The organism is Streptomyces lucensis JCM 4490 (assembly GCF_014650035.1).
GTDB classification, from domain to species: Bacteria; Actinomycetota; Actinomycetes; order Streptomycetales; family Streptomycetaceae; genus Streptomyces; species Streptomyces lucensis.
This window is the reverse complement of the sequence record NZ_BMUE01000009.1, coordinates 95,351-119,184: the sequence shown is the minus strand read 5'-3', so window position 1 is coordinate 119,184 and position 23,834 is coordinate 95,351. Positions and strand designations below refer to the sequence as shown.

Annotated in this window: 16 protein-coding genes, 1 tRNA gene and 1 pseudogene; 16 read left to right on the top strand and 2 right to left on the bottom strand. The window is 72.5% G+C overall.

Features of this window, described 5'->3' with window-relative positions; translation table 11 throughout:
* The 5 genes from IE177_RS21370 (at position 1) to IE177_RS21350 (ending at position 3,159) form a co-directional block, all read left to right on the top strand.
* Positions 1 to 882: a type II secretion system F family protein gene (locus IE177_RS21370; RefSeq protein ID WP_190016972.1), complete on the top strand. Its 882-nt coding sequence runs from the start codon at positions 1 to 3 to the stop codon at positions 880 to 882.
* Positions 879 to 1,655 (top strand): type II secretion system F family protein, encoded by a 777-nt coding sequence (locus IE177_RS21365; RefSeq protein ID WP_190016971.1) that lies wholly within the window; start codon positions 879 to 881, stop codon positions 1,653 to 1,655. The genes IE177_RS21370 and IE177_RS21365 overlap by 4 nt, the downstream gene beginning before the upstream one ends.
* 76 nt (positions 1,656 to 1,731) lie before the next feature.
* The gene (locus tag IE177_RS21360; protein ID WP_190016970.1) at positions 1,732 to 1,953 is read left to right on the top strand and encodes a DUF4244 domain-containing protein; all 222 of its coding nucleotides are present in this window, start codon (positions 1,732 to 1,734) and stop codon (positions 1,951 to 1,953) included.
* Between the two features lie 22 nt (positions 1,954 to 1,975).
* The gene (locus IE177_RS21355; RefSeq protein WP_190016969.1) at positions 1,976 to 2,326 is read left to right on the top strand and encodes a TadE family type IV pilus minor pilin; all 351 of its coding nucleotides are present in this window, start codon (positions 1,976 to 1,978) and stop codon (positions 2,324 to 2,326) included.
* A gap of 419 nt (positions 2,327 to 2,745) precedes the next feature.
* Positions 2,746 to 3,159 (top strand): Rv3654c family TadE-like protein, encoded by a 414-nt coding sequence (locus tag IE177_RS21350; RefSeq protein WP_190017118.1) that lies wholly within the window; start codon positions 2,746 to 2,748, stop codon positions 3,157 to 3,159.
* A gap of 35 nt (positions 3,160 to 3,194) precedes the next feature.
* Here the strand turns inward: IE177_RS21350 and sftH are convergent, their stop codons facing one another.
* A complete protein-coding gene (gene sftH / locus IE177_RS21345; protein WP_229816194.1) occupies positions 3,195 to 5,711 on the bottom strand; it encodes a DEAD/DEAH box helicase in 2,517 nt (838 codons plus the stop codon).
* 79 nt (positions 5,712 to 5,790) lie between these two features.
* Here sftH and bldG point away from each other — a divergent pair, with 79 nt between their 5' ends.
* The 11 genes from bldG to IE177_RS21290 all read left to right on the top strand — a co-directional run bounded on the left by bldG (position 5,791) and on the right by IE177_RS21290 (position 22,455).
* Positions 5,791 to 6,132: an anti-sigma factor antagonist BldG gene (bldG, locus tag IE177_RS21340; RefSeq protein ID WP_010986038.1), complete on the top strand. Its 342-nt coding sequence runs from the start codon at positions 5,791 to 5,793 to the stop codon at positions 6,130 to 6,132.
* Between the two features lie 166 nt (positions 6,133 to 6,298).
* Positions 6,299 to 6,730, top strand: coding sequence for an ATP-binding protein (locus IE177_RS21335; protein ID WP_190016968.1), 432 nt, complete (start codon positions 6,299 to 6,301; stop codon positions 6,728 to 6,730).
* A gap of 396 nt (positions 6,731 to 7,126) precedes the next feature.
* Positions 7,127 to 9,532 carry a sodium-translocating pyrophosphatase gene (locus IE177_RS21330; RefSeq protein ID WP_190016967.1) on the top strand — a complete coding sequence of 802 codons (2,406 nt, stop codon included), beginning with the start codon at positions 7,127 to 7,129 and terminating at the stop codon, positions 9,530 to 9,532.
* Positions 9,533 to 9,772: 240 nt separating this feature from the next.
* A complete protein-coding gene (locus IE177_RS21325; RefSeq protein WP_190016966.1) occupies positions 9,773 to 10,411 on the top strand; it encodes a small secreted protein in 639 nt (212 codons plus the stop codon).
* Between the two features lie 60 nt (positions 10,412 to 10,471).
* Positions 10,472 to 11,992, top strand: a complete 1,521-nt coding sequence (locus IE177_RS21320; protein ID WP_190016965.1) for a DUF7059 domain-containing protein — start codon at positions 10,472 to 10,474, stop codon at positions 11,990 to 11,992.
* A 339-nt stretch (positions 11,993 to 12,331) separates the two neighbouring features.
* Positions 12,332 to 12,529, top strand: coding sequence for a hypothetical protein (locus IE177_RS21315; protein ID WP_190016964.1), 198 nt, complete (start codon positions 12,332 to 12,334; stop codon positions 12,527 to 12,529).
* Between the two features lie 267 nt (positions 12,530 to 12,796).
* Positions 12,797 to 15,664 (top strand): type I DNA topoisomerase, encoded by a 2,868-nt coding sequence (gene topA, locus IE177_RS21310; RefSeq protein ID WP_190016963.1) that lies wholly within the window; start codon positions 12,797 to 12,799, stop codon positions 15,662 to 15,664.
* A gap of 197 nt (positions 15,665 to 15,861) precedes the next feature.
* Positions 15,862 to 19,215: a dTMP kinase gene (tmk, locus tag IE177_RS21305; protein ID WP_190016962.1), complete on the top strand. Its 3,354-nt coding sequence runs from the start codon at positions 15,862 to 15,864 to the stop codon at positions 19,213 to 19,215.
* Between the two features lie 89 nt (positions 19,216 to 19,304).
* Positions 19,305 to 20,510 carry a DNA polymerase III subunit delta' gene (locus IE177_RS21300; protein WP_190016961.1) on the top strand — a complete coding sequence of 402 codons (1,206 nt, stop codon included), beginning with the start codon at positions 19,305 to 19,307 and terminating at the stop codon, positions 20,508 to 20,510.
* A 149-nt stretch (positions 20,511 to 20,659) separates the two neighbouring features.
* Positions 20,660 to 22,273 (top strand): alpha/beta hydrolase, encoded by a 1,614-nt coding sequence (locus IE177_RS21295; protein WP_190016960.1) that lies wholly within the window; start codon positions 20,660 to 20,662, stop codon positions 22,271 to 22,273.
* A 108-nt stretch (positions 22,274 to 22,381) separates the two neighbouring features.
* A tRNA-Thr gene (locus IE177_RS21290) sits at positions 22,382 to 22,455 on the top strand.
* A 45-nt stretch (positions 22,456 to 22,500) separates the two neighbouring features.
* On the opposite strand, the pseudogene IE177_RS21285 reads toward IE177_RS21290, so the two are convergent.
* A pseudogene (locus IE177_RS21285) lies at positions 22,501 to 23,171 on the bottom strand (tyrosine-type recombinase/integrase); the annotation flags it as partial.
* Positions 23,172 to 23,834: the final 663 nt, after the last annotated feature.

Here is a 23,834-nt window from a genome sequence, read left to right as displayed (position 1 = left end):
ATGGAAGTGACGGAAGCGATCCGCGGGGCATCGTCCACGGGGGCCGCGCTGGTCTGCCTGGGCGCGCTGGTCTGGCTGCTCGGCGGACGGCACCACGGGATGCGACGGGCGCGGCTGCTGCTCGCGGACGGGGGAACGGTGGCCACCGGGCCACCCTCCTGGGACAGGACCCTCGGGACACTGCGCCGCCTGCGCGGCCGGTTCGGTGCCGAATGGTGGGCGCTCGCGGCAGGAGCGCTGCTCGCGCTGCTGGGCACCTCGGTGATTCCGGTCGTCGCGGGGGCGGCCGGGGTTCCGGCGCTGCGCCGGGTGCGGCTGGCCCGGCAGGCCGGACTCATCAGGGACCGGCGGGCCGACGCGGTGATCACCCTGTGCGGGGCACTCGCCGGCGAGGTGCGCGCGGGACGCCAGCCCGGCGAGGCGCTGCCGCGGGCCGCGCGGGACTCGGGCGGTCTGGGCGACGCACAGGCGGCCGTGGTCGCGGCCGCCCGGTTCGGCGGCGACGTGCCCGGCGCGCTCGCCGCGGCGGCCCGGCGACCGGGCGCCGAGGGCCTGCTCGGGCTGGCCGCGTGCTGGCGGGTGGCCGTGGACCAGGGCGCGGGCCTGGCGGCCGGCCTGGACCGGCTGGACGCGGCCCTGCGAGCCGAACGAGCCCAGCGCTCCGACCTGCGCGCCCAGATGTCGGGCGCCCGCGCCACCGCGGTGCTGCTCGCCGCCCTCCCCGTCCTCGGCCTGCTCCTCGGCACGGCCATGGGCGCCGACCCGTTGCACGTCCTCCTGCACACCGGTGCCGGACTCGGCTGCCTGGTCGCCGGAGCGGTGTTCGAGACGGCCGGGATGTGGTGGGCGGTGCGGATCGTGCGGGGAGCGGAGGCGGTATGAGCGCGGAGTTCGTCCACAGGCTGGGGATGCCCGGGGGGACGGCGCTGGCTCTCGGCTGGGTCGTGTGGCGGTTGGACACGGTCCGGCGACGGCGGCAGGCGCGGCACCGGGTGGCCGAACTGCTGGGACACGAGATGCCCGTCAGAACGTCCTTCGAGGTGCCGGACACCGTACGGCGGCTGATGCTGCCGGCCGGCGCGGCCTGTGGCGCCTGGATGCTGGCCGGCGGAGCGGGAGGTGTCCTGCTGGGGCTCGGTACCGGCGCGGTGCTGTGGCGGTGGCGGGACCGTCAGGCGGCCGCCGGCCGTGCGGAGACGGTCGACACGGCGGAAGCCGCGCGTCGGCTTCCGCTCGCCGCCGATCTGCTGGCCGCCTGCATCACGGCCGGCGCCGGCCCGGTCGTCGCCGCCCAGGCGGTGGGGGAGGCCCTCGGCGGACCGGTCGGAGAAGCGCTGGCGCGGGGTGCGGCCGAGGTGCGGCTCGGAGGTGAACCGGCGGTCGCCTGGCGGCGGCTGGCCGCGCTGCCCGGGGCGGCGGTCCTGGCACGGCTGCTGGAGCGGGCCGGCGAGTCCGGACTGCCCGCGGCCGGCCCGGTCGCCCGTATCGCCGCTGACGCGCGGGCGGAGTGGGCCCGAACCGCGACCACGCGGGCGCGCCGTGCAGCCGTCCTGATCTCCGCGCCCGTCGGCCTGTGCTTCCTGCCCGCGTTCATCGCGACCGGTGTGCTGCCCGTCGTGATCGGGCTGGCGGGCGGGGTCGTCGGAGGGAGGTGAGGCGCACGGGAGCGGCCGGATGCAGTGCGCGAAGCGCGGAGAACGAGGAAACGAACTGGATCTCACGGGAGTCGAGATGAACAGGAAGACCAGGAAAGCGGTCGGGAAAGCGGTGGCGGGGCTGCGGGGAACGTACCGCCGGTGCCGCCAGGACGCCGGCATGGTGACGTCCGAGTACGCGATGGGAATCATCGCGGCCGTCGGGTTCGCGCTGCTGCTCTACGAGGTCGTCACCAGCGGCCAGGTCAAGGCGGAACTGCAGGGCATCGTGAAGAAGGCGCTCAGTGCGCGGATGTGAACGGGCGGGGGACCGCGGTTTCGTGACCGCTGAGGCGGCCGTGGTGCTGTCCGTGCTGGTGGCGTTCACCATGGCACTGGTCTGGGGGCTGCTGGCGGTGGCCGCGCAGATCCAGTGCGTGGACGCGGCCCGCGCGGGCGCCCGCGCCGCCGCCCGTCAGGACCGAGCCGACGCGGTGGTCATGGTGGCCCGCGACGCGGCGCCTCGCGGGGCGCGCGTGACGGTGCGGCGCGAGGACGACAAGGTCCGGGTGACGGTGGTCGCCAGACCGCCGGTGCTCAGCGGGTTGCCGTTCGAGGTGCACGAGGAGGCGGTCGCCCTGGCGGAGGAGACGGTGGGGACGGTAGGGACGGCGAAGGGGGAGGCACCGTGAGAGCCGTGCAAGGGGACCACGGCTCCGGGCACCCGGAACGGCGGCGCTCGGTGCGGCGGCCCTTCGAGCGGGATGTCTCCGAGCGGGGCGCCTTCGAGCGGGGCGTCTCCCATCGGGAGCGGCTGTACGACCGGCAGCACGCGGACCGGCAGCACGTTGACTGGCAGTACGCGGACCGGCAGCACGTTGACTGGCAGCGCTCCGACCGGCAGCACGCGGACCGGCAGCACGTTGACTGGCAGCGCTCCGACCGGCAGCACGCGGACCGGCAGCACGCCGACCGGCAGCGCCCCGAGCGGCGGCCTTCCGGGGGCGGGGCCTCCGGCCAGGGGCACACCGACGGGGTGTCCTCCAACCGGGTGTCCTCCGATCGAAGGTTTCCCCACCGCGAGACCCGCGATCGCGGGTCGGGTGGCCGGGTGTCCGCCGATCAGGGGTCCGCCACCGTCTGGAGCTTGGGGGCGATTGCCGTGCTGTGCGTGGTGTTCGGTGCCGTGCTCGCTCTCGGGCAGGCCGTCGTCGTCCGGCACCGTGCGGCCGGCGGTGCTGACCTGGCGGCGCTCGCGGCGGCGGACCACTGGGCCGAGGGCAGCGCCGCGGCCTGCGCCCGGGCCGAGCGGCTGGCGGCGGCCCAGCGGGTACGGCTGGTGCGCTGCGCCGTCACGGGCCAGATCTCCGAGGTGACGGCGGCCTCGGGAAAGGGGCCGTTCGCGGCGGAGGCGAGGGCCAGAGCGGGCCCGGCGGGGCCGGTGCCATCCGAGCCGCCGGCGGCACCGGGAGCGCTGCGGAACCCGGTTGCCGGGCGGCATGCGGAGCCGTCCAGTCCTCCCTGAGCCCCCCTACGGCCCCCCGGCCCTTCCACGGGCGCCTAGCCGTCCGAAGCCCTCTTCGCGACCTCATTCGCGACCTCATTGCCGGCCCCGTTCGCCGGCACCTCCTCCGGTGCCCCCCGCAGCAGCACCGTGAGGAGTCGTACCGCCCCCCTCTTGTGCAGTGGGTCGTTGCCGTTGCCGCACTTGGGGGACTGGATGCAGGACGGGCAGCCCGCCTCACACTCGCAGGACGCGATGGCTTCGCGGGTGGCGGCGAGCCAGGCACGGGCGGTGTGGAAGGCGCGCTCGGCGAAGCCCGCGCCGCCGGGGTGGCCGTCGTAGACGAAGACGGTCGGCAGGAGCGTGTCGGGGTGGAGGGGGATCGAGACGCCGCCGATGTCCCAGCGGTCGCAGGTCGCGAAGAGGGGAAGCATGCCGATCGAGGCGTGTTCGGCGGCGTGCAGGGAGCCACCGAGGATCTCCGGGGGGATCCGGGCCTCGTCCAACTGGTCCTCGGTGACCGTCCACCACACCGCGCGCGTGCGCAACGTGCGGGGTGGGAGGTCGAGTTTCGTCTCGCCCAGCACTTCACCCGTGATCAGGCGCCTGCGGAGGAAGGAGACCACCTGGTTGGTGACCTCGACGGAGCCGTAGCACAGGCGGCCGTCGCCCCACGGGATCTCCGTGTCCGTCTCCAGGACGGAGATCGCGGTGGTGTCCCGGGCGACCGTCGAGTACGGCGGGTCGGCCTGCTCCACCAGGGCGACCGAGTCCTCCAGGTCCAGGGAGCGCACCAGGTAGGTACGGCCCTGGTGCAGGTGGACGGCGCCCTCGTGGACCGCGGAGTGCGCGGCTCCCGCGTCCACCGTGCCCAGCAGGCGCCCGGTGCCCTCCTCCACGACCTGCACCGGACGGCCGCCGGCGCCGCGGATGTCGGTCAGGTCGGCGGCCCGCTCGCGGCGAGTCCAGTGCCAGGCCTTCGTGCGCCGGCGCAACAGCTTCGCGGCCTCCAACTGCGGGAGCACGTCCGCGCATGCGGGACCGAAGAGGTCCAGGTCCTCCTCGGTCAGCGGGAGTTCCTCGGCGGCCGCGCACAGGTGTGGGGCGAGGACGTAGGGGTTGTCGGGGTCGAGAACCGTCGACTCCACGGGGCGGTCGAACAGCGCTTCGGGGTGGTGGACGAGAAAGGTGTCCAGCGGGTCGTCCCGGGCCACCAGGACCGCCAGGGCGCCCTGCCCGGAGCGGCCCGCGCGGCCCGCCTGCTGCCACAGGGACGCGCGCGTGCCCGGGTAACCGGCGATCACCACGGCGTCCAGGCCGGAGACGTCCACGCCCAGCTCCAGGGCCGTCGTGGCGGCGAGGCCGAGGAGTTCGCCGGAGTGCAGTGCGCGTTCCAGGGCGCGGCGCTCCTCGGGGAGGTAGCCGCCGCGGTAGGCCGCGACACGCCGGACGAGGGAGCGGTCGACCTCGGCCAGTTTCTCCTGGGCGATCACCGAGATCAGCTCGGCGCCGCGCCGGGACCGCACGAAGGCGACGGAGCGCACCCCCTGCACGGTGAGGTCGGTCAGCAGGTCGGCGGTCTCGGCGGTGGCGGAGCGCCGCACGGGTGCGCCTCGCTCGCCGTGCAGCTCGGTGAGCGGGGGCTCCCAGAGGGCGAAGACGAGTTCCCCGCGTGGGGAGGCGTCGTCGGCGACCTCGGTCACCGGCAGTCCGGTCAGCCTGCGGGCGGCGACGGCGGGCTCGGCCGCGGTCGCCGAAGCCAGCAGGAAGACGGGCGAGGAGCCGTAACGGGCACACAGCCGGCGCAGCCGGCGCAGCACCTGGGCGACGTGCGAGCCGAAGACGCCCCGGTAGGTGTGGCACTCGTCGACGACGACGTACCGGAGCGCTTTGAGGAAGGAGGACCAGCGCGGGTGGGCGGGGAGGATCCCGCGGTGCAGCATGTCGGGGTTGGTGAGGACGTAGTTGCCGTACTGGCGGATCCACTCGCGTTCCTCGAACGCGGTGTCGCCGTCGTACACGGCTGGGCGTACGGCGTTCCCCAAAGCGTGTGAAAGTTCCTTCACCGACCGGCACTGGTCCGCGGCGAGCGCCTTGGTGGGCGCCAGGTACAGGGCGGTGGCGCCACGGCCGTTGGGTGCCTTGGAGCCGGTCAGGAGGTCGGACAGGACGGGTACGAGGTAGGCGAGGGACTTGCCGGACGCGGTGCCGGTGGCGACGACCACGGAGTCGCCGTCGAGGGCGTGCTCGGCGACCAGCGCCTGGTGTGCCCACGGGTGCTCGATTCCGCACGCCTGAACGGCTGCGACCACTTCCGGGTGAATCCGGTGAGGCCAGACGGCATGGCGACCCGCACGCGGGGGCAAGTGCTCCGTATGAGTGATGCGCGCAGCCCGGCTCGGCCCGGAGGCGAGCCGGGCCAGGACCGTGCCCGGAGACGGGCGGGACGCCGGGTCGGCCGGGGGTTCATCGGATCGGTGATTCTTGGCCATCGGCACCGAGTGTGTCACCGGCGTGACGGACAATGGAGCCAAGGCGTCGTGCACGCCTGCCGGTAAGTGATTGAATGCCATGGCGGCTGGCGATGCGTCCGGGGCCCCAAGCTGGGATGCCCGAGGGGCGACCGCTCGATAGCAAGGTGCTGGAGGATCCGTGGACCTGTCCCTGTCGACCCGTACCGTCGGCGATCGTACGGTCGTCGAGGTCGGTGGCGAAATCGATGTATACACCGCGCCCAAGCTGCGCGAGCAGCTGGTCGAGCTGGTGAACGACGGCAATTTCCACCTCGTCGTCGACATGGAGGGCGTGGACTTCCTCGACTCCACCGGTCTCGGCGTGCTGGTCGGCGGCCTGAAGCGAGTGCGTGCCCACGAGGGCTCACTGCGCCTGGTCTGCAACCAGGAGCGCATTCTCAAGATTTTCCGGATCACCGGCCTCACCAAGGTGTTCCCGATTCACACCTCGGTCGAGGAAGCGGTGGCGGCCACCGACTGATTCAGGACCGGTCGCCGGCATCCGGGCTCCCGCAGGGGCCCGGACGTCGGCCGGTCCCGTCCTGGGCCGATGAGGACAAGGCGGCCCGGGGCACAGAAGTACACGAGGGGTCCGGAGTCTTCGCGGCCCCGCCCCGACCGCACGCCCGTAGTAGTCAGGGGGATGCATGGCCACCGTCGAACTCCGCTTCAGCGCGCTGCCCGAGCACGTCCGCACCGCCCGGTTGGTGGCGGCAGCGGTGGCACGCAGGGCCGGAGTGGACGAGGCGGTGCTGGACGAGGTCCGGCTCGCCGTGGGAGAGGCCTGCTCCCGTGCCGTCGGCCTGCATCGCAACCACGACATCACCGCACCGGTGAAGGTGGCGCTGATCGAGGATGAGAAACAGTTCTCCATCGAGGTCGGCGACGAGGCCCCGCACGCGATCGCGGGCGACACGCCCGGCGCCGCGCCGGACGGCGACGCGGACGCCGAGGAGGACGAGATGGGGCTCGCGGTCATCAGCGGCCTCGTCGACGACGTGGAGGTCAGCACGGGGCGGAACGGCGGCCTGATCCGGATGACCTGGCCGACCTCACCGCCGGCCGTCGCACTCGCCTGACGCCTCCCCCCGGGCGCTGACGCCGGACGCCTGGCGCCTGATCCGGGCGCTGACGCCGGACGCACAGTGCAACCCAGAGGGCCCTGCTGAGCAGGGCCCTTCTCGTATTTCCCGACATCTCGCGAGCACCTCACGAGCGCTCCGCCAGCACTCCACCGGCGTCAATCGGAATTCGTGAAGAAATTCACGATCAATAGCCCGATAATTCGATCAAGCGTCAATGCGGCCGTCAATGCTTTTAGGGCGTTACCGCTTTCGGGTTCCCTGATCCCGCCTCGATCATTTGCTGAAGAGCACAAGAAGGCCAATTCCGCTTGCCGTCCCCTGTTTAGATCACTCGGGGGTACCTACAATCCGTCCACATCTTGAGCTCAGCCCAAGCGTCAAGGAGGACGAATGGCGGGGCTTTCTACCCCTCATCAGTTGGGTCACCCCACGAACCTCGCAGCTGCGGTACTGACCGACGACAACCGGATCCTCGTGGCCGTCATCGCGGCGGTCGCCCTGGCCGCACTGGTGGTCGCCGGGATCCTGGTGCGTCAGGTGCTGGCCGCGGGCGAGGGCACCGACAGCATGAAGCGGATCGCCGAGGCGGTCCAGGAAGGCGCCAAGGCGTATCTCGCCCGGCAGCTGCGCACGCTCGGCGCATTCGCCGTGGTCGTCTTCTTCCTGCTCCTGCTGCTGCCCGCGGACGACTGGAATCAGCGTGCCGGCCGCTCGGTGTTCTTCCTGATCGGAGCCGCTTTCTCGGCGGCCACCGGTTATATCGGCATGTGGCTCGCCGTGCGCAGCAATGTGCGCGTCGCCGCCGCGGCCCGGGAAGCCACCCCGGCCGAAGGCGAACCGCAAAAGGATCTCACCACCGTCTCGCACACCGCGATGAAGATCGCATTTCGCACGGGCGGCGTCGTCGGCATGTTCACGGTGGGGCTCGGCCTGCTGGGCGCCTCCTGTGTGGTGCTGGTGTACGCGGCCGACGCGCCGAAGGTGCTGGAGGGCTTCGGCCTCGGCGCCGCCCTGATCGCGATGTTCATGCGAGTGGGCGGCGGCATCTTCACCAAGGCCGCCGACGTCGGCGCCGACCTGGTCGGCAAGGTCGAACAGGGCATTCCGGAGGACGACCCGCGCAATGCCGCGACCATCGCCGACAACGTGGGCGACAACGTCGGCGACTGCGCGGGCATGGCGGCCGACCTGTTCGAGTCGTACGCCGTCACCCTGGTGGCCGCGCTCATCCTCGGCAAGGCCGCCTTCGGCGACTCCGGACTGGCCTTCCCGCTGCTGGTGCCGGCCATCGGTGTGCTCACCGCGATGATCGGCATCTTCGCGGTCGCGCCGCGGCGCGCCGACCGCAGCGGCATGACCGCGATCAACCGCGGCTTCTTCATCTCCGCGGTGATCTCCCTGGTGCTGGTCGCGGTCGCGGTCTTCGTCTACCTGCCCTCGAACTACGCGGACCTGGACGGCGTCACCGACGCGGCGATCAAGGCCAAGGACGGCGACCCCCGGCTCCTCGCGCTGGTCGCGGTGGCCATCGGCATCCTGCTCGCCGCCGTCATCCAGCAGCTGACCGGCTACTTCACCGAGACCAACCGCCGTCCGGTCAGGGACATCGGCAAGACGTCCCTCACGGGCCCGGCCACCGTCATCCTGTCCGGCATCTCGCTGGGCCTGGAGTCGGCCGTGTACACCGCCCTGCTGATCGGGCTCAGCGTGTACGGCGCGTTCCTGCTCGGCGGCACGTCGATCATGCTGGCGCTGTTCGCGGTGGCGCTGGCCGGCACCGGCCTGCTCACCACGGTCGGCGTGATCGTCGCCATGGACACCTTCGGGCCGGTCTCCGACAACGCCCAGGGCATCGCCGAGATGTCCGGTGACGTCGAGGGCGCGGGCGCGCAGGTGCTCACCAACCTGGACGCGGTCGGCAACACGACCAAGGCCATCACCAAGGGCATCGCGATCGCCACCGCCGTACTCGCCGCGTCGGCGCTGTTCGGGTCGTACCGCGACGCGATCACCACCAACGCGCGGGACGTCGGGGCGAAGCTCAGCGGGCCGGGATCGCCGCTCAGCCTGTCACTGGACATCTCCCAGCCCAACAACCTCGTCGGGCTCGTCGCGGGCGCCGCGGTCGTCTTCCTCTTCTCCGGACTGGCCATCAACGCCGTCTCCCGGTCGGCGGGTTCCGTGGTGTTCGAGGTGCGGCGGCAGTTCCGGGAGAAGCCCGGGATCATGGACTACACGGAGAAGCCCGAGTACGGCAAGGTCGTCGACATCTGCACCAGGGACGCCCTGCGCGAGCTGGCCACACCGGGTCTGCTCGCCGTCATGGCGCCGATCTTCATCGGGTTCACCCTCGGAGTCGGCGCGCTCGGCGCCTACCTCGCGGGCGCGATCGGCGCGGGCACGCTGATGGCGGTGTTCCTCGCCAACTCCGGCGGTGCCTGGGACAACGCCAAGAAGCTGGTGGAGGACGGCCATCACGGCGGCAAGGGCAGCGAGGCCCACGCCGCCACGGTGATCGGCGACACGGTCGGTGACCCCTTCAAGGACACGGCCGGGCCGGCGATCAACCCGCTGCTGAAGGTCATGAACCTGGTGTCCCTGCTCATCGCGCCCGCGGTGATCAAGTTCTCGTACGGCGACGACAAGAACGTCGGCGTGCGGATCGGTATCGCGGTGCTCGCGCTCCTTGTGATCACCGTCGCCGTGTACATCTCCAAGCGGCGCGGGATCGCCGTCGGCGAGGACGACTCCGCCGAGCGGGTCGCCAACTCGCCGGACGCGGCGGTCGTTTCGTAGGCCTCCGTCGAGAAGGCCTGTTCACCGGCGGGCGGGTGGCGCGTGCTGACGCGCCGCCCGCCCGCTTTTCGCTGTGGTCAGTCGCGCCGTGAGCCATGCGTGAGCCGTGCGGCGGGCCATGTCATGGATCATGCCGTGAGCCTTCTCTCCAGGGTGCGAAGAGTCACAAAAGATGACGGATGGCCCTTCCGGTAAGGGGAGAGAGACGGTCCGCCGTGTAGATTCCGGGGGCCGAGAGCCATGGAAGGGACCGATCCGGTGAACAAGAAGCTCGCGGCCGCACTGTCCGGCGGTGCGGTACTGGTGGTGGCGCTGTCGGGATGCACCAGCAGCAACGAAGACAAGGGCCCCGACCCCAAGCTGGTCGCCTGGGCCAAGAAGGTGTGCGACGCCATACCCGCGCAGGACGGGAAGATCAGGTCGGCCAACGCCTCGATCGCGTCCATCGCCACGAACAGCAACCTCCCGCCGAAGAGCGCCCAGAAGACCTACGCGCAGGCCTTCCAGGACCTGGCCGACGGCTACAAGGCGCTGGCCGACGCCCTCGGTGACGCCGGGGCTCCCCCCGGCATCGACGACGGCGCCAAGCGCCAGCGCGACGCCGCCAAGAACCTCGACGGCCTGTCCGCGTCGTACGTCGCCCTGAAGAAGAAGGTCGACGGTCTCGACACCAAGGACCAGGGCAAGTTCGCCAAGGGCCTGAAGGACATCGCCGCCACCCAGGCCGAGGAGGTCGGCAAGCAGAGCGACAGCGGCACGGAAGCGCTGAAGCGGCTGGAGAAGGACGACGTCAAGGCGGCGATGGCCGAGCAGCCCAGCTGCAAGGCGGCCGCGGCGTCCGCCACGTCGTCCCCGGCGCCGCAGGGGACGGCCGGCTGACGTCGGCGCACGGGCCGCGCGAGTCGGCCCCGTGCGGCCGCCCCGGGCCACAATGGGGGCGTGACTGACTCCGGACTCGCCTCCCTGCCCGCTGCCGACCGGCCCGAGACCGCCGCGCGGCTGCGGGACGCGCTCCTGGCCGCCTCCTTCACCGCCGACGGGCTGCTCGATCTGCTCGGCGCCCCCGCGTACGCGGCGCTGGCCCGCAGCGAGACCGTGCCCGCCCTGCGGGCGACCCGTGGCGACACGCCGCTGGAGACGCTCGTGCGGCTGTTCCTGCTCCAGCAACCGGTGCCGCACGCGCGCGTGGCGGCCGTGCTGCCGGCCGACGCGGCCCTGGAGGCCGGCTGGCTCACGCGCGTGGGCGGCGACGAGGTGGCCGCGACCGTGGACGTACGGCCCTACGGCGGTCCCGGTGGCGAGGACTGGTTCATCGTCTCCGACCTGGGCTGCGCGGTCGGCGGCGCGGGCGGCATCGGACAGCGCGACGAGGGCGTGGTCCTGGGCGTCGGCGGCGCCTCCACGACGCTGGCCGGCATCACCGTCCGCACGCCCGTGGACTCCGCCCTCGATCTCGGTACCGGCTCCGGCATCCAGGCGCTGCACGCCGCCCAGCACGCCACACGCGTGACCGCGACCGACGTCAACCCGCGCGCCCTGCACATCACCGCGCTCACGCTCGCCCTCTCCGGCGCGCCCACCGCGGACCTGCGCGAGGGCTCGCTGTTCCAGCCGGTCGCGGACGACGAGACGTTCGACCTCATCGTCTCCAACCCGCCCTTCGTGATCTCCCCGGGCGCCCGGCTGACGTACCGGGACGGTGGCATGGGCGGGGACGATCTGTGCCGCTCGCTCGTTCAGCGGGCGGGAGAACGGCTGAACGAGGGCGGGTTCGCGCAGTTCCTCGCCAACTGGCAGCACGTCGCGGGGGAGGACTGGCAGGACAGACTCAGGTCGTGGGTGCCGCGCGGGTGCGATGCCTGGATCGTGCAGCGCGAGGTGCAGGACGTCACGCAGTACGCGGAGCTGTGGCTGAGGGACGCCGGGGACCACCGCGGGGACGCGGCGGACTACCAGGCGCGCTACGACGCCTGGCTCGACGAGTTCGAGGCGCGCAAGGTCAAGGCGGTCGGCTTCGGCTGGATCACCCTGCGCCGGACCGGGTCCGCCGAACCCGTCGTCACCGTGGAGGAGTGGGCGCACCCGGTCGAGCAGCCCCTGGGCGACACGATCCGGGCGCACTTCGAGCGCCTCGACTACCTGCGCGCGCACGACGACGCGGCGCTGCTGGACAGCCACTTCCGGCTCACCGCCGAGGTGGTCCAGGAGCAGGTCGGGCTGCCCGGCGCCGAGGACCCGGAGCACGTGGTGCTCCGCCAGCACCGCGGTATGCGCCGGGCCACCAAGGTGGACACGGTCGGCGCCGGATTCGCGGGCGTGTGCGACGGCACGTTGAGCGCGGGCCGGATCCTGGACGCCATCGCCCAGCTCATGGGCGAGGATCCGGTGGTGCTTCGCGACCGGACCCCGGCCCAGATCCGGCTGCTGGTGGAGCAGGGCTACCTGGAGCCGGCGCGCTGAGACCGGGCGCACCGGCTGGTCCGGCTGCCGTACCCCGGGTACCGGAGCGGTCGTAGACGTCCTCCGGAGGCCGGAGCGGTCCGCCCGGATCATCGTCGTACGCCGGCGGCAGGGGGCGGGGCGCGGCGGCGGTCGCGGGCGGGGCGCGCCGCCGGCGGGAAAACGGCCGGAAAAATACGGGTGCGAAACGCGCCGCAGGTCGTGATCCCGGTCCGGTCGGGCCCTGTGTCCGGCGGCGCGTCAACCTTCCGTTCATCCCGTCGCCGCCCGCCGGCCGTCCGCGCGTGCCACCCTCCCGGCGCTGGGCAGAGCCGGACGGGACGGAAGGGCGGGCGGGGGATGGAGAGCGTCCCGATGATCTTCGCGAGTGTGGTGTTCGCCCTGTTCGGGGGCGCTCTGCTCGCCTGGACCGGCGTCCGCGTGCGGCGCCGTGAGCCGGTGGCCCATGGTGTGAACCGCGTCGCTTCGGCCACCGTCGCGAGTGCGGCCGGCACGGTCGCCCTGGCACTGGGCGCGTACTGCCTGAGCCGCCTCTGACGTCGGCGGGGGCGGCCGGCCGAGGTGCCGCCAGGGTAAGAGGAGCGTCACGCTCCGGACATGGGCCGCGGGACCGCCGGACAGTCCGGGCGGCAGGAATGGCGGTAGTCGGGTTACCGTTCGAGTGGCCGTTGTGGGCTTTTCCCGTTTGACACGGGAGCGGGATGTACCGTCACACTCCGCAGCGTCACACGAGCCAGAAGCACGCCGCGACCCCGGGACGAAGGCCTGGGGAGGCTGAAGCGTCGACCGGAGAGAAGAGCCAAGTTGTCCCCGACCAGCGAGACCGCACAGGGCGGCCGCCGACTCGTCATCGTCGAGTCGCCTGCCAAGGCGAAGACGATCAAGGGCTACCTGGGCCCCGGCTACGTAGTCGAAGCGAGCGTCGGGCACATCCGTGACCTTCCCAACGGCGCCGCAGAGGTGCCCGAGAAGTACACCGGCGAGGTCCGCCGCCTCGGTGTGGACGTCGAGCACGACTTCCAGCCGATCTACGTGGTCAATGCCGACAAGAAGGCGCAGGTCAAGAAGCTCAAGGATCTGCTGAAGGATTCCGACGAGCTCTTCCTCGCCACCGATGAGGACCGGGAGGGCGAGGCGATCGCCTGGCACCTCCAGGAGGTCCTCAAGCCGAAGATCCCCGTCAAGCGGATGGTCTTCCACGAGATCACCAAGGACGCGATCCGCGAGGCCGTCGCGAACCCGCGCCAGCTCAACCAGAAGCTGGTCGACGCCCAGGAGACCCGCCGCATCCTCGACCGCCTCTACGGCTACGAGGTCTCGCCGGTCCTGTGGAAGAAGGTCATGCCGCGCCTGTCGGCCGGCCGTGTCCAGTCCGTCGCGACGCGTCTCGTCGTCGAGCGGGAACGCGAGCGCATCGCCTTCCGCTCCGCCGAGTACTGGGACCTGACGGGCACCTTCGCGACCGGCCGCGCGGGAGACCCGTCGGACCCGTCGTCGCTGGTCGCCCGCCTGCAGACCGTCGACGGCAGGCGGGTCGCGCAGGGTCGCGACTTCGACTCCCTGGGACAGCTCAAGGGCGCGAACACCCTTCACCTCGACGAGGCGAACGCCCGCGCCCTCGCCGCCGCGCTGGAGGACACCCGCTTCTCCGTGCGCTCGGTCGAGTCCAAGCCGTACCGCCGCTCGCCGTATGCCCCGTTCCGTACGACGACGCTGCAGCAGGAGGCCAGCCGCAAGCTCGGCTTCGGCGCGAAGGCGACGATGCAGATCGCACAGAAGCTGTACGAGAACGGCTACATCACGTACATGCGTACGGACTCCACGACGCTGAGCGAAACCGCCATCTCGGCCGCTCGCGCCCAGGTCACGCAGCTGTACGGCGCCGACTACCTGCCGCCGCAGCCGCGTACCTACGCCGCCAAGGTCAAGAACGCCCAGGAGGCGCACGAGGCGATCCGCCCCTCGGGTGATCGTTTCCGCACGCCGGCGGAGACCGGCCTGACCGGCGACCAGTTCCGGCTGTACGAGCTGATCTGGAAGCGGACCGTCGCCTCGCAGATGAAGGACGCGACCGGCAACAGCGTGACCGTGAAGATCGGCGGCACCGCCGCCGACGGCCGGGACGTCGAGTTCAGCGCCTCCGGCAAGACGATCACCTTCCACGGCTTCCTGAAGGCGTACGTCGAGGGTGCCGACGACCCGAACGCCGAGCTGGACGACCGCGAGCGCCGCCTGCCGCAGGTGGGCGAGGGCGACGCGCTGTCCGCCGAGCAGATCACGGTCGACGGCCACGCCACCAAGCCCCCGGCCCGCTACACCGAGGCCTCCCTGGTCAAGGAGCTGGAGGAGCGCGAGATCGGCCGCCCGTCGACGTACGCGTCGATCATCGGCACGATCCTGGACCGCGGCTACGTCTTCAAGAAGGGCACGGCACTCGTCCCGTCCTTCCTGTCCTTCGCCGTGGTCAACCTCCTGGAGAAGCACTTCGGGCGTCTCGTCGACTACGACTTCACCGCGAGGATGGAGGACGACCTCGACCGGATCGCCGCCGGCGAGGCGCAGGCCGTGCCGTGGCTGAAGCGCTTCTACTTCGGCGAGACGGTGCCGGACAGCGGCTTCGCCGCGGGCGCCCCGGGTGGTGCGGCCGACGCCGGCAACGGCGACGGCGACCACCTCGGCGGCCTCAAGGAGCTGGTGACCGACCTGGGCGCGATCGACGCGCGCGAGGTGTCGTCGTTCCCGGTGGGCAACGACATCGTGCTCCGCGTCGGCCGCTACGGCCCCTACATCGAGCGCGGCGAGAAGGACACCGAGCAGCACCAGCGCGCCGACATCCCGGACGACCTCGCGCCGGACGAGCTGACCGTCGAGCTGGCCGAGGAACTGCTGGCCAAGCCGAGCGGCGACTTCGAGCTGGGCGCCGACCCCGTGACCGGCCACCAGATCGTCGCCAAGGACGGCCGCTACGGCCCGTACGTCACGGAGATCCTCCCCGAGGGCACCCCGAAGACGGGCAAGAACGCGGTCAAGCCGCGCACGGCCTCGCTGTTCAAGTCCATGTCGCTCGACACGGTGACCCTCGACGACGCGCTGAAGCTGATGTCGCTGCCGCGGACCGTCGGCACCGACGCCGACGGCGTGGAGATCACCGCGCAGAACGGCCGCTACGGCCCGTACCTGAAGAAGGGCACGGACTCGCGCTCGTTGCAGTCCGAGGACCAGATCTTCACGATCACGCTGGAAGAGGCGCAGGCGATCTACGCCCAGCCCAAGCAGCGGGGGCGCGCCGCCGCCAAGCCGCCGCTGAAGGAGCTGGGCGATGACCCGGTCTCCGGCAAGCCGGTGGTGGTGAAGGACGGCCGCTTCGGCCCGTACGTCACCGACGGCGAGACCAACGCCACCCTGCGCTCCGGCGACAGTGTGGAGTCGATCACCCCGGAGCGCGGCTTCGAGCTGCTCGCCGAGAAGCGCGCGAAGGGGCCCGCCAAGAAGACCGCGAAGAAGGCGGCGGCCAAGAAGACCGCCCCGGCGAAGAAGACCGCGGCCAAGAAGACGGCGGCGAAGAAGACGACCGCCGCGAAGAAGACGGCCACGAAGAAGGCCACCGCCGCGAAGAGCACCGCGAAGAAGGCGACGGCTTCCCGGTCGACGGCCTCCGGCACGGAGGACTGAGCCTCATGCGGTCCGGCACGGAGGACTGAGCCTCATGCGGTCCGGCACGGAGGACTGAGCCTCATGCGGTCCGGCACGGAGGACTGAGCCCCTCGCGCCTTCGCGGAGCGAACGCCCCGGCATCACTTCGATGTCGGGGCGTGCTCATGCCAGGAGAGGCGAGGTGTGGTGTCCGCGGCTGCGGATAGGCTGAACGCATGACGCGAGCCGAGCAGCCAACGGCCCCCACCACAGCACCGGACGACGCACTGGTCGCGGACTCCCGCGAACGCGCCGTCCGTTCCCTGCTGCGCCGACCGCAGCTGCGGCGCCTGTGGAGCGCGCAGCTGGTGAGCGGAGTGGGCGACACCCTCGCCCTCCTGGTCCTGGTCGTCCTCGCCCTCCAGGCGGCGATCGTCGAAGGCACCTTCGGCGGCGGCTACCGGGGCGTGGCGTTCGCAGTGGCGACGGTCTTCGCCGCCCGCGTCCTCGCCACCCTGCTCTTCGGTGCGGTCCTCCTCGGCCCGGTGACCGCGCTCACCGGCCAGGACGGCCCGCTCGACCGTCGCTGGACGATGGTCGGCGCCGACGGCCTGCGCGCCGCGCTGCTGATCGTCGCGCCCCTGTGGATCGACTGGACCCCGGACAACGCGCTCGCCTTCCTGCTGGTCACCGCCTTCGTCACCGGTGTCGCCGAGCGGCTGTGGACGGTGTGCCGGGAGAGCGCGGCCCCGGCCCTGCTGCCCGCACCGCCGCTGGAGGGCGCCACCGTACGGCCGCTGCCGGACCACCTGGACGCCCTGCGCCGTCTCGCGCTGCGCACCAGCTTCCTGGTGGTCCCGCTCGCCGCCGCCGTGCTCGTCGTCGCATCCCTGCTGAACAACCTGCTCGGCACCGTCGTGGCCTGGTTCGACCAGCACCAGGCGGCGCTCGGGGCGTACGTGGCGGCGGGCCTGTTCGCCGGTTCCCTGTCCGTGCTGACCGCCCTGGAGCTGCCCGCCACGCGCACCCCGCGCCCGCGCTCGCCGCTGGAGGGCCTGCGCCGCCCGCGCACCGGCACCGGCGTCGACAAGGGCCGTACGGGTGCCGTTCCGCTGCTCGTCACGGCCTGCGCCGCTGTGGCCGGGGCCATCTCCGCCGCGGTCGGGGTGTGCGTGCTGCACGCCAAGGACCTGGGCGGCGGCCCGGTCCTGTACGGCCTGCTGGTGCTCGGCCTGACCGGCGGCGTCGCCGTCGGCATCCGTACGGCCCCGGCCCTGCTGCCCTCGCTCTCGCGGCGCAGGCTGCTGGCCCTCGCGATCGCCTTCACCGGCGTCGCGCTGCTGGCCGCCGGGCTCGTCCCGGACGTCACCACGGTCCTGCTGATCGTCACGCTGGCGGGCATCGGCGCGGGCGTGGCCGCCAACACCGGGCACGCCCTGCTCGACCAGGAGACGGAGGAGTACCGCCGGGCCCGTACCACCGAACACCTGCACGCGGTCGTACGCGTCTTCACGGCGCTCGGCGTGCTGATCGCCCCCCTGGTCGCGGCGCTGATCGGCCCGCACCGGCTGGAGAACGGCAGGTTCGTCTTCGCGCACGGCGGCGCGGCCTTCACGCTGATGCTGGTCGGGGCGCTGCTGCTGCCGGTGGCGGCGCTGGTGCTGGCCAAGGTCGACGACCGGTCCGGGGTGCCGCTGCGCCACGACCTCAGGGACGCGCTGCTCGGCGGCGACGACCCGGTGCAGGCACCGGCGGCGAACGGCTTCTTCATCGCCCTGGAAGGCGGTGACGGCGCGGGCAAGTCCACCCAGGCCGAGGCCCTCGCCGAGTGGATCCGCGCCAAGGGCCACGAGGTCGTGCTCACCCGCGAGCCGGGGGCCACCCCGGTCGGCAAGCGGCTGCGCTCCATCCTGCTCGACGTGTCCTCGGCGGGCCTCTCGCACCGCGCGGAGGCGCTGCTGTACGCGGCCGACCGCGCCGAGCACGTGGACACCGTCGTACGCCCCGCCCTGGAGCGCGGCGCGGTGGTGATCTCCGACCGCTACACCGACTCGTCCGTGGCCTACCAGGGCGCCGGCCGGGACCTGTCCCCGACCGAGATCGCCCGCATCAACCGCTGGGCTACGAACGGGCTCGTCCCGCACCTGACCGTCCTGCTGGACGTCTCGCCGGAGGCCGCCCGCGAGCGGTTCACCGAGGCGCCGGACCGGCTGGAGTCGGAGCCGGCCGAGTTCCACGCGCGCGTGCGGGCCGGTTTCCTCACGCTGGCCGCCTCCGACCCCGGCCGTTATCTCGTCGTGGACGCGGCCCAGGAGCCCGAGGCCGTCACCACCGTGATCCGGCACCGGCTGGACACCGTCCTGCCGCTGTCCGAGGCCGAGATCAAGGCCCAGGAGGAAGCGCGCAGGAAGGCCGAGGAGGAGGCCCGCCGCAAGGCCGAGGAAGAGGCCGCCCGCAAGGCCGAGGAGGAGCGCCTGGAGCGTGAGCGCCAGGAGCAGCTGGCCCGGCTGCGCGCCGAGGAGGAGGAGCGCAAGCGCCGCGAGCTGGAGGAGGCGCAGCGCCGCGAGGCCGAACGGCAGGCGGAGGAGGCCCGGCTGCGGGCGGAGGAAGCGGCCCGGCGTGCCGAGGAGGAGCGGCAGCGGCTGCTCGCGGAGGAGAAGGCCCGCGCCGAGGAGGAGGCCCGTCGCAGGGCAGAGGAGGAGCGGCGGCGCCGGCAGGCCGAGGAGGAGGCCCGGCTGCGCGCCGAGGAAGAGGCCCGGCAGGCCGCGCTGCGCGCCGAGGAGGAGGCGCGGCGCGTCGAGAAGCAGCGCAAGGCCGAGGAGGCGTTGCTGCGTGCCGAGCGGGCGCGACGGCAGGCGGCCGAGGCCGCCGCGGCCGCCGACGCGGTGGCCCGCAGGCCCAGCGCGCCGCTGCCGCCCGTACCCGGTGTGACCCCGGACGCGGCGACGGTCGCTACGCCGGTGGTCTCCCCGCAGCCGCGCGGCGCCGAGGAAACGGTGCCCACGCCGGTCTTCCCGCCCGGCGCGGGTGAGGCCGGTGCCCGTGACGGGGACGGGCCGGCGCCGGGCACGGACGAGACGGCGGTGCTGCGTCCCGTGCGCGAGGAGCGCGGCGGCTCCGCCGAGGGCGCGCGGGGTTCCCACTCCGACGCCGAGGTGACCACCGAGCTGCCGCAGCCGCCCGTCGCCGCGGGTGCGGCGGACGAGACCGCGGTCCTTCCACCGGTGTCCGCCGAGCGGGCCGAGGAGACCGCGGTACTGCCGCCGGTGCCCGCGGGCGCGGCGGACGAGACGGCCGTCCTGCCGCCCGTGCGGGACGAAGGCCCGGCGGGCCGGGTGCCGTCCGGCTACTTCCGGGACGAGCGGCCCGCCGCGGGTGCGGACGGGTCCGCGGACCGTACGCGCGAGATGCCGCAGATCGGCGCGGACGGCACGCCCCGCCGGCCGCGCCCCGACTGGGCCGAGGAGACTCCGCTGGACGACCTGCCGTCGCTGGCGGACGAGCTGCTGGGCTCGTATGACGGAGCGGCGTACGACGAAGCCGACGAGGACCAGGGCCGCCGGGGCCGGGGGCGGGGCCGCCGCGGCTGAGGCCGCCTCCCCCGCGAGCGCGCGGTGTCAGTGCTCACCCGCACAATGGAGTGCGGAACGCGGAGTGTGACGGAAGGGCGGCGTGACCCATGACCGTGTGGGACGACCTCGTCGGGCAGGACAAGGTGAGCGCGGTGCTCGGTGCGGCCGCGCGGGACGCCGACGCCCTCGTCACCGCCGCCGCGGCCGGCCAGCCGCTGCCCGAGGCGTCGAAGATGACGCACGCGTGGCTGTTCACCGGCCCGCCCGGAGCGGGCCGGAACCAGACGGCCCGGGCCTTCGCTGCGGCCCTGCAGTGCGTGAGCCCCGACCGCGCTCTCGGCGGAACCCCCGGCTGCGGTTTCTGCGACGGCTGCCACACCGCCCTGCTCGGCACCCACGCGGACGTCAACACCGTCGCCGCCGTCGGCTCCGAGATCCTGGTCAAGGACATGCGGGACACGGTCCGCAAGTCGTACACCGCCCCGGCGACCGGCCGCTGGCAGATCATCCTCGTCGAGGACGCCGAGCGGCTGAACGAGAAGTCGGCCAACGCGGTCCTCAAGGCCGTCGAGGAGCCCGCCCCGCGCACCGTCTGGCTGCTGTGCGCCCCCTCCGTCGAGGACGTCCTGCCGACCATCCGCTCCCGCTGCCGCCACCTGAACCTGCGCACGCCCTCCGTGGAGGCGGTCGCCGACACGCTCGTGCGCCGCGACGGCATCGAACCGGACGTCGCCGCGGCGGCCGCCCGCGCCACCCAGGGACACGTCGACCGTGCCCGCCGGCTCGCCACCGACCCGGCCGCCCGTGAACGCCGGGCCGCAGTGCTCAAGCTGCCGCTGCGGCTGGACGAGGTCGGCGCCTGCCTCAGGGCGGCCCAGGAGCTGGTCGACGCGGCCGCCGAGGACGCGAAGCAGCTCGCCGAGGAGATGGACGGCAAGGAGGCCGAGGAACTGAAGGCGGCGCTCGGCGCCGCTCAGGGCGGCCGGCTGCCGCGCGGTACGGCGGGCGTGATGAAGGATCTGGAGGACATGCAGAAGCGCCGCAGAACCAGGACGCAGCGCGACAGCCTCGACGTCGCCCTCGGCGATCTCACCGCCTTCTACCGGGACGTCCTGGCCCTGCAGCTCGGCTCCCGGGTGGCCATCGCAAACGCCGACGCCGGGGACGCCCTGGAGCGGCTGGCCCGGGGCAGCGGCCCGGAGGCCACGCTCCGCCGCATCGAGGCGATCGCCGCGTGCCGGGAGGCACTGGACCGCAACGTGGCCCCGCTGCTGGCCGTGGAGGCGATGACCATGGCCCTGCGAGCGGGATGACGAGCCAGGGGTCCGACCGGGGGGGGCGAGAGCCGACAGGGGGCGAGAGGAGTGAACGGCGCGCTCCGCGTTGACGGCGCGGATCACCCGTAAGAGCCACGGTCGACGCGCTCCGCGTTCGGACGGCCGCACAGCGTTAGGCTCGCACGATGGACAACTGGCCATCCCTTCGCCGCCCACGGAACCGGACCGGGAGCACCCGTCGGAACGAGACGGGCCGGCGTGCCCCCCTCCTCGCGGCAGCCGCCCTGCTCGTGTCCGCGTGCACCGCCGGGAGTCCGACCGCCTCGGCCGGCGGGACGGTGGAGGCGGCCCTGGCCGCGCTGCCGCGTGCGACGCCCTCGGCGCTGGCGCCGTACTACTCGCAGCACCTGCGCTGGCACAGCTGCGGTGCCCCCGGTTTCCAGTGCGCGACGATCAGGGCCCCGCTGGACTACGCCGCGCCGGGTGCGGGTGACGTCCGGCTCGCCGTCGCCCGCAAGAAGGCCACCGGCAAGGGCCGGCCGCTCGGTTCGCTGCTGGTCAACCCGGGCGGCCCGGGCGGCTCGGCGATCGGATACCTCCAGCAGTACGCGGGCGTCGGCTACCCGGCCGCAGTCCGCGCCCGGTACGACATGGTCGCCGTCGACCCGCGGGGCGTCGCCCGCAGCGAGCCCGTGGAGTGCCTCGACGGCCGCCGGATGGACGCGTACACCCAGACGGACCTGACGCCCGACACCCGCAAGGAGGAGGACGCGCTGGTAGCGGCGGACAAGAGGTTCGCGGAGAGCTGCGGAGCGCACTCGGCGCGGCTGCTGCGGCACGTCTCCACCGTCGAGGCGGCACGGGATATGGACATCGTGCGGGCGGCGCTCGGCGACCGGAAGCTGAACTACGTGGGCGCGTCGTACGGCACGTTCCTCGGGGCGACGTACGCCGGTCTGTTCCCGGAGCGGGCCGGCCGGCTGGTCCTGGACGGCGCGATGGACCCCGCCCTCGACGCGCGCCGCCTGAACCTCGACCAGACGGCGGGCTTCGAGACGGCGTTCCAGGCGTTCGCGAAGGACTGCGTACGGCACTCCGACTGCCCGCTCGGCGGCAGGCGCACGACGCCCGCGCAGGTCGGCGACCACCTCAAGGCGTTCTTCCGCAGGCTGGACGCCCATCCCGTCCCGGCGGGCGACAAGGACGGCCGCCGGCTCGGCGAGTCGCTGGCCACCATGGGCGTCATCGCGGCGATGTACGACGAGAGCACGTGGCAGGAGCTGCGCGAGGCGCTGACCTCGGCGATGAGGGAGAACGACGGCGCCCGCCTGCTCGCGCTTGCCGACAGCTACTACGAACGAGACGCGAGCGGCAGCTACAGCAATCTGATGATGGCGAACGCCGCCGTGAACTGCCTGGACCTGCCGCCGGCCTTCACCGGCCCCGAGCAGGTCGAGAAGGCGCTCCCCGCGTTCGAGAAGGCGTCCCCGGTCTTCGGCGCGGGCCTGGCCTGGGCCTCGCTGAACTGCACCTACTGGCCGGTGCGGGCCACGGGCGAACCCCACCGCATCGAGGCGCGGGGCGCGGAACCGATCGTGGTGGTCGGCACCACCCGGGACCCGGCCACCCCGTACCGCTGGGCGCGTTCCCTGGCCGGCCAGCTCGTCTCGGCCCGCCTGCTGACGTACGCCGGCGACGGCCACACCGCCTACGGCCGCGGCAGCGCCTGCATCGACACCGCGATCAACACCTACCTGCTCCACGGCACCCCGCCGGCCGCGGGAAAGCGCTGCTCGTAACCCCTCGCCCCCACCCCGGAGCCCTCCCCTCCGGGGCGGGTACGAAGCACCCCCGGAAACTGTGTAGACTTACCGACGTTGCTGATCGCACCATGGTGCGGACAGCGCGCCGCTTTAGCTCAGATGGCCAGAGCAACGCACTCGTAATGCGTAGGTCTCGGGTTCGAATCCCGAAAGCGGCTCTTTCTAAGCCCAGCCCAGACACTGTCTGAGCTGGGCTTTTTCGTTCAGCGGATAGGGCGGCGGCGCAGGGAGCGTGCCGCACGGGTGTCGGTGGTCTCATTTCTGGTCTCAGTGGGGCCCGGCGCCGGGGCCGACGGAGTTGACTGCGGCGGTACGAAGAACTCGCCCATCCGCCGCATGGCGTCCTTGGACAGGTGGGACCGGCCCTTGACGTACCGCCGGGTCTGACTGATCTGCGTGTGCCGCAGGATTTCCATGATCGTGGGCATGTCGACGCCCAGCTCGTTAAGGATCGTGCCGGCGGTGTGGCGGCTTCCGTCGTACAGGCGGCGGTCATCGATCCCGGCCTCCCTGAGCAGTTCCTTGAACTCCTCGTAGTCGGCGCGCGGATCCAGTGGCCGGCCGTCCGGACGAGAGAACACGACATCGTGCTCCTGCCACAGTTCCCCGGCGGCCTCCCGTGCCGCTTGCTGCTGGGCCCTGTGGTCGTGCAGGAAGGGAACGAAGACGGGCGGGATCGGTACGGCGTTCCGGCTCTTTTTGTTCTTGGGCCGGGTGAAGGGGAGCCCGCCCTCCTTGCGCCCGGGCATGCGCTCGCGTGCTTCGTGCATGTCTTGGCGCACGGCTTAGGACAGCCACGCTTGTAGCCCTTGTGTGCGGTGCAGTGCGGCGGGTACGGCTCAAAGCGGTGCAGACGCATCCCGCAGGCGGGCGGTCGTAGTAGCGGGAGCAGCCGCAGGCGCTGTTTCCCAGGCGTCCACCAGCGGCGCCGGAGCCAATGAAGGCCGCAGGTCACCACAAGTGAATGGGGCCCGCTGTAAAGCTGCCGCAGCGTCATGGCGCCGGTGTCCAATTGCTAGTACCCAGGTCAGTGCGCATGGCTTCCAACAGGCGCTGCTGGCAGGTCCGGAACCTCTCGCGTCGAGCCTCGCAACCCTGTGTGTCCCAGCGGCTCCCGGATGCGACCTCGTTCCGGTAGTCGAGCAAGGCAGCGAGGGCGGTTCGCGTCGCTTCTCGTACGAGATGACTTGCCATCAGCTCCATTTGGTAGCGGCGGGCGTAGACGTCATGCTCACGGACCGCCATGGCTGCCATGTTCCTGCGAGCGGAAGCGCTCCGCGGCCATTGGCTCGCGGCGAAGATCTGCTCTCTTGCGCCGAACAGGGCAGTTAGGAACGCCGCGTAGACAACCTCTTGGCGATCTCTAACACGCGCCTGTTCCTCGCGGCGCCAGCGTCCGCGGTCTGTGAGGTAGGTAGCGGCGACGGCGACCAGGCCGCCGATCACAGCGCTCACTGGTGCAGTCCAGTCGATGCGCCAAGTTTCCGTGTCGGCCTGGCACATGCGGTAGGGGACGTCAGCCTGTGGTGGTTGACCG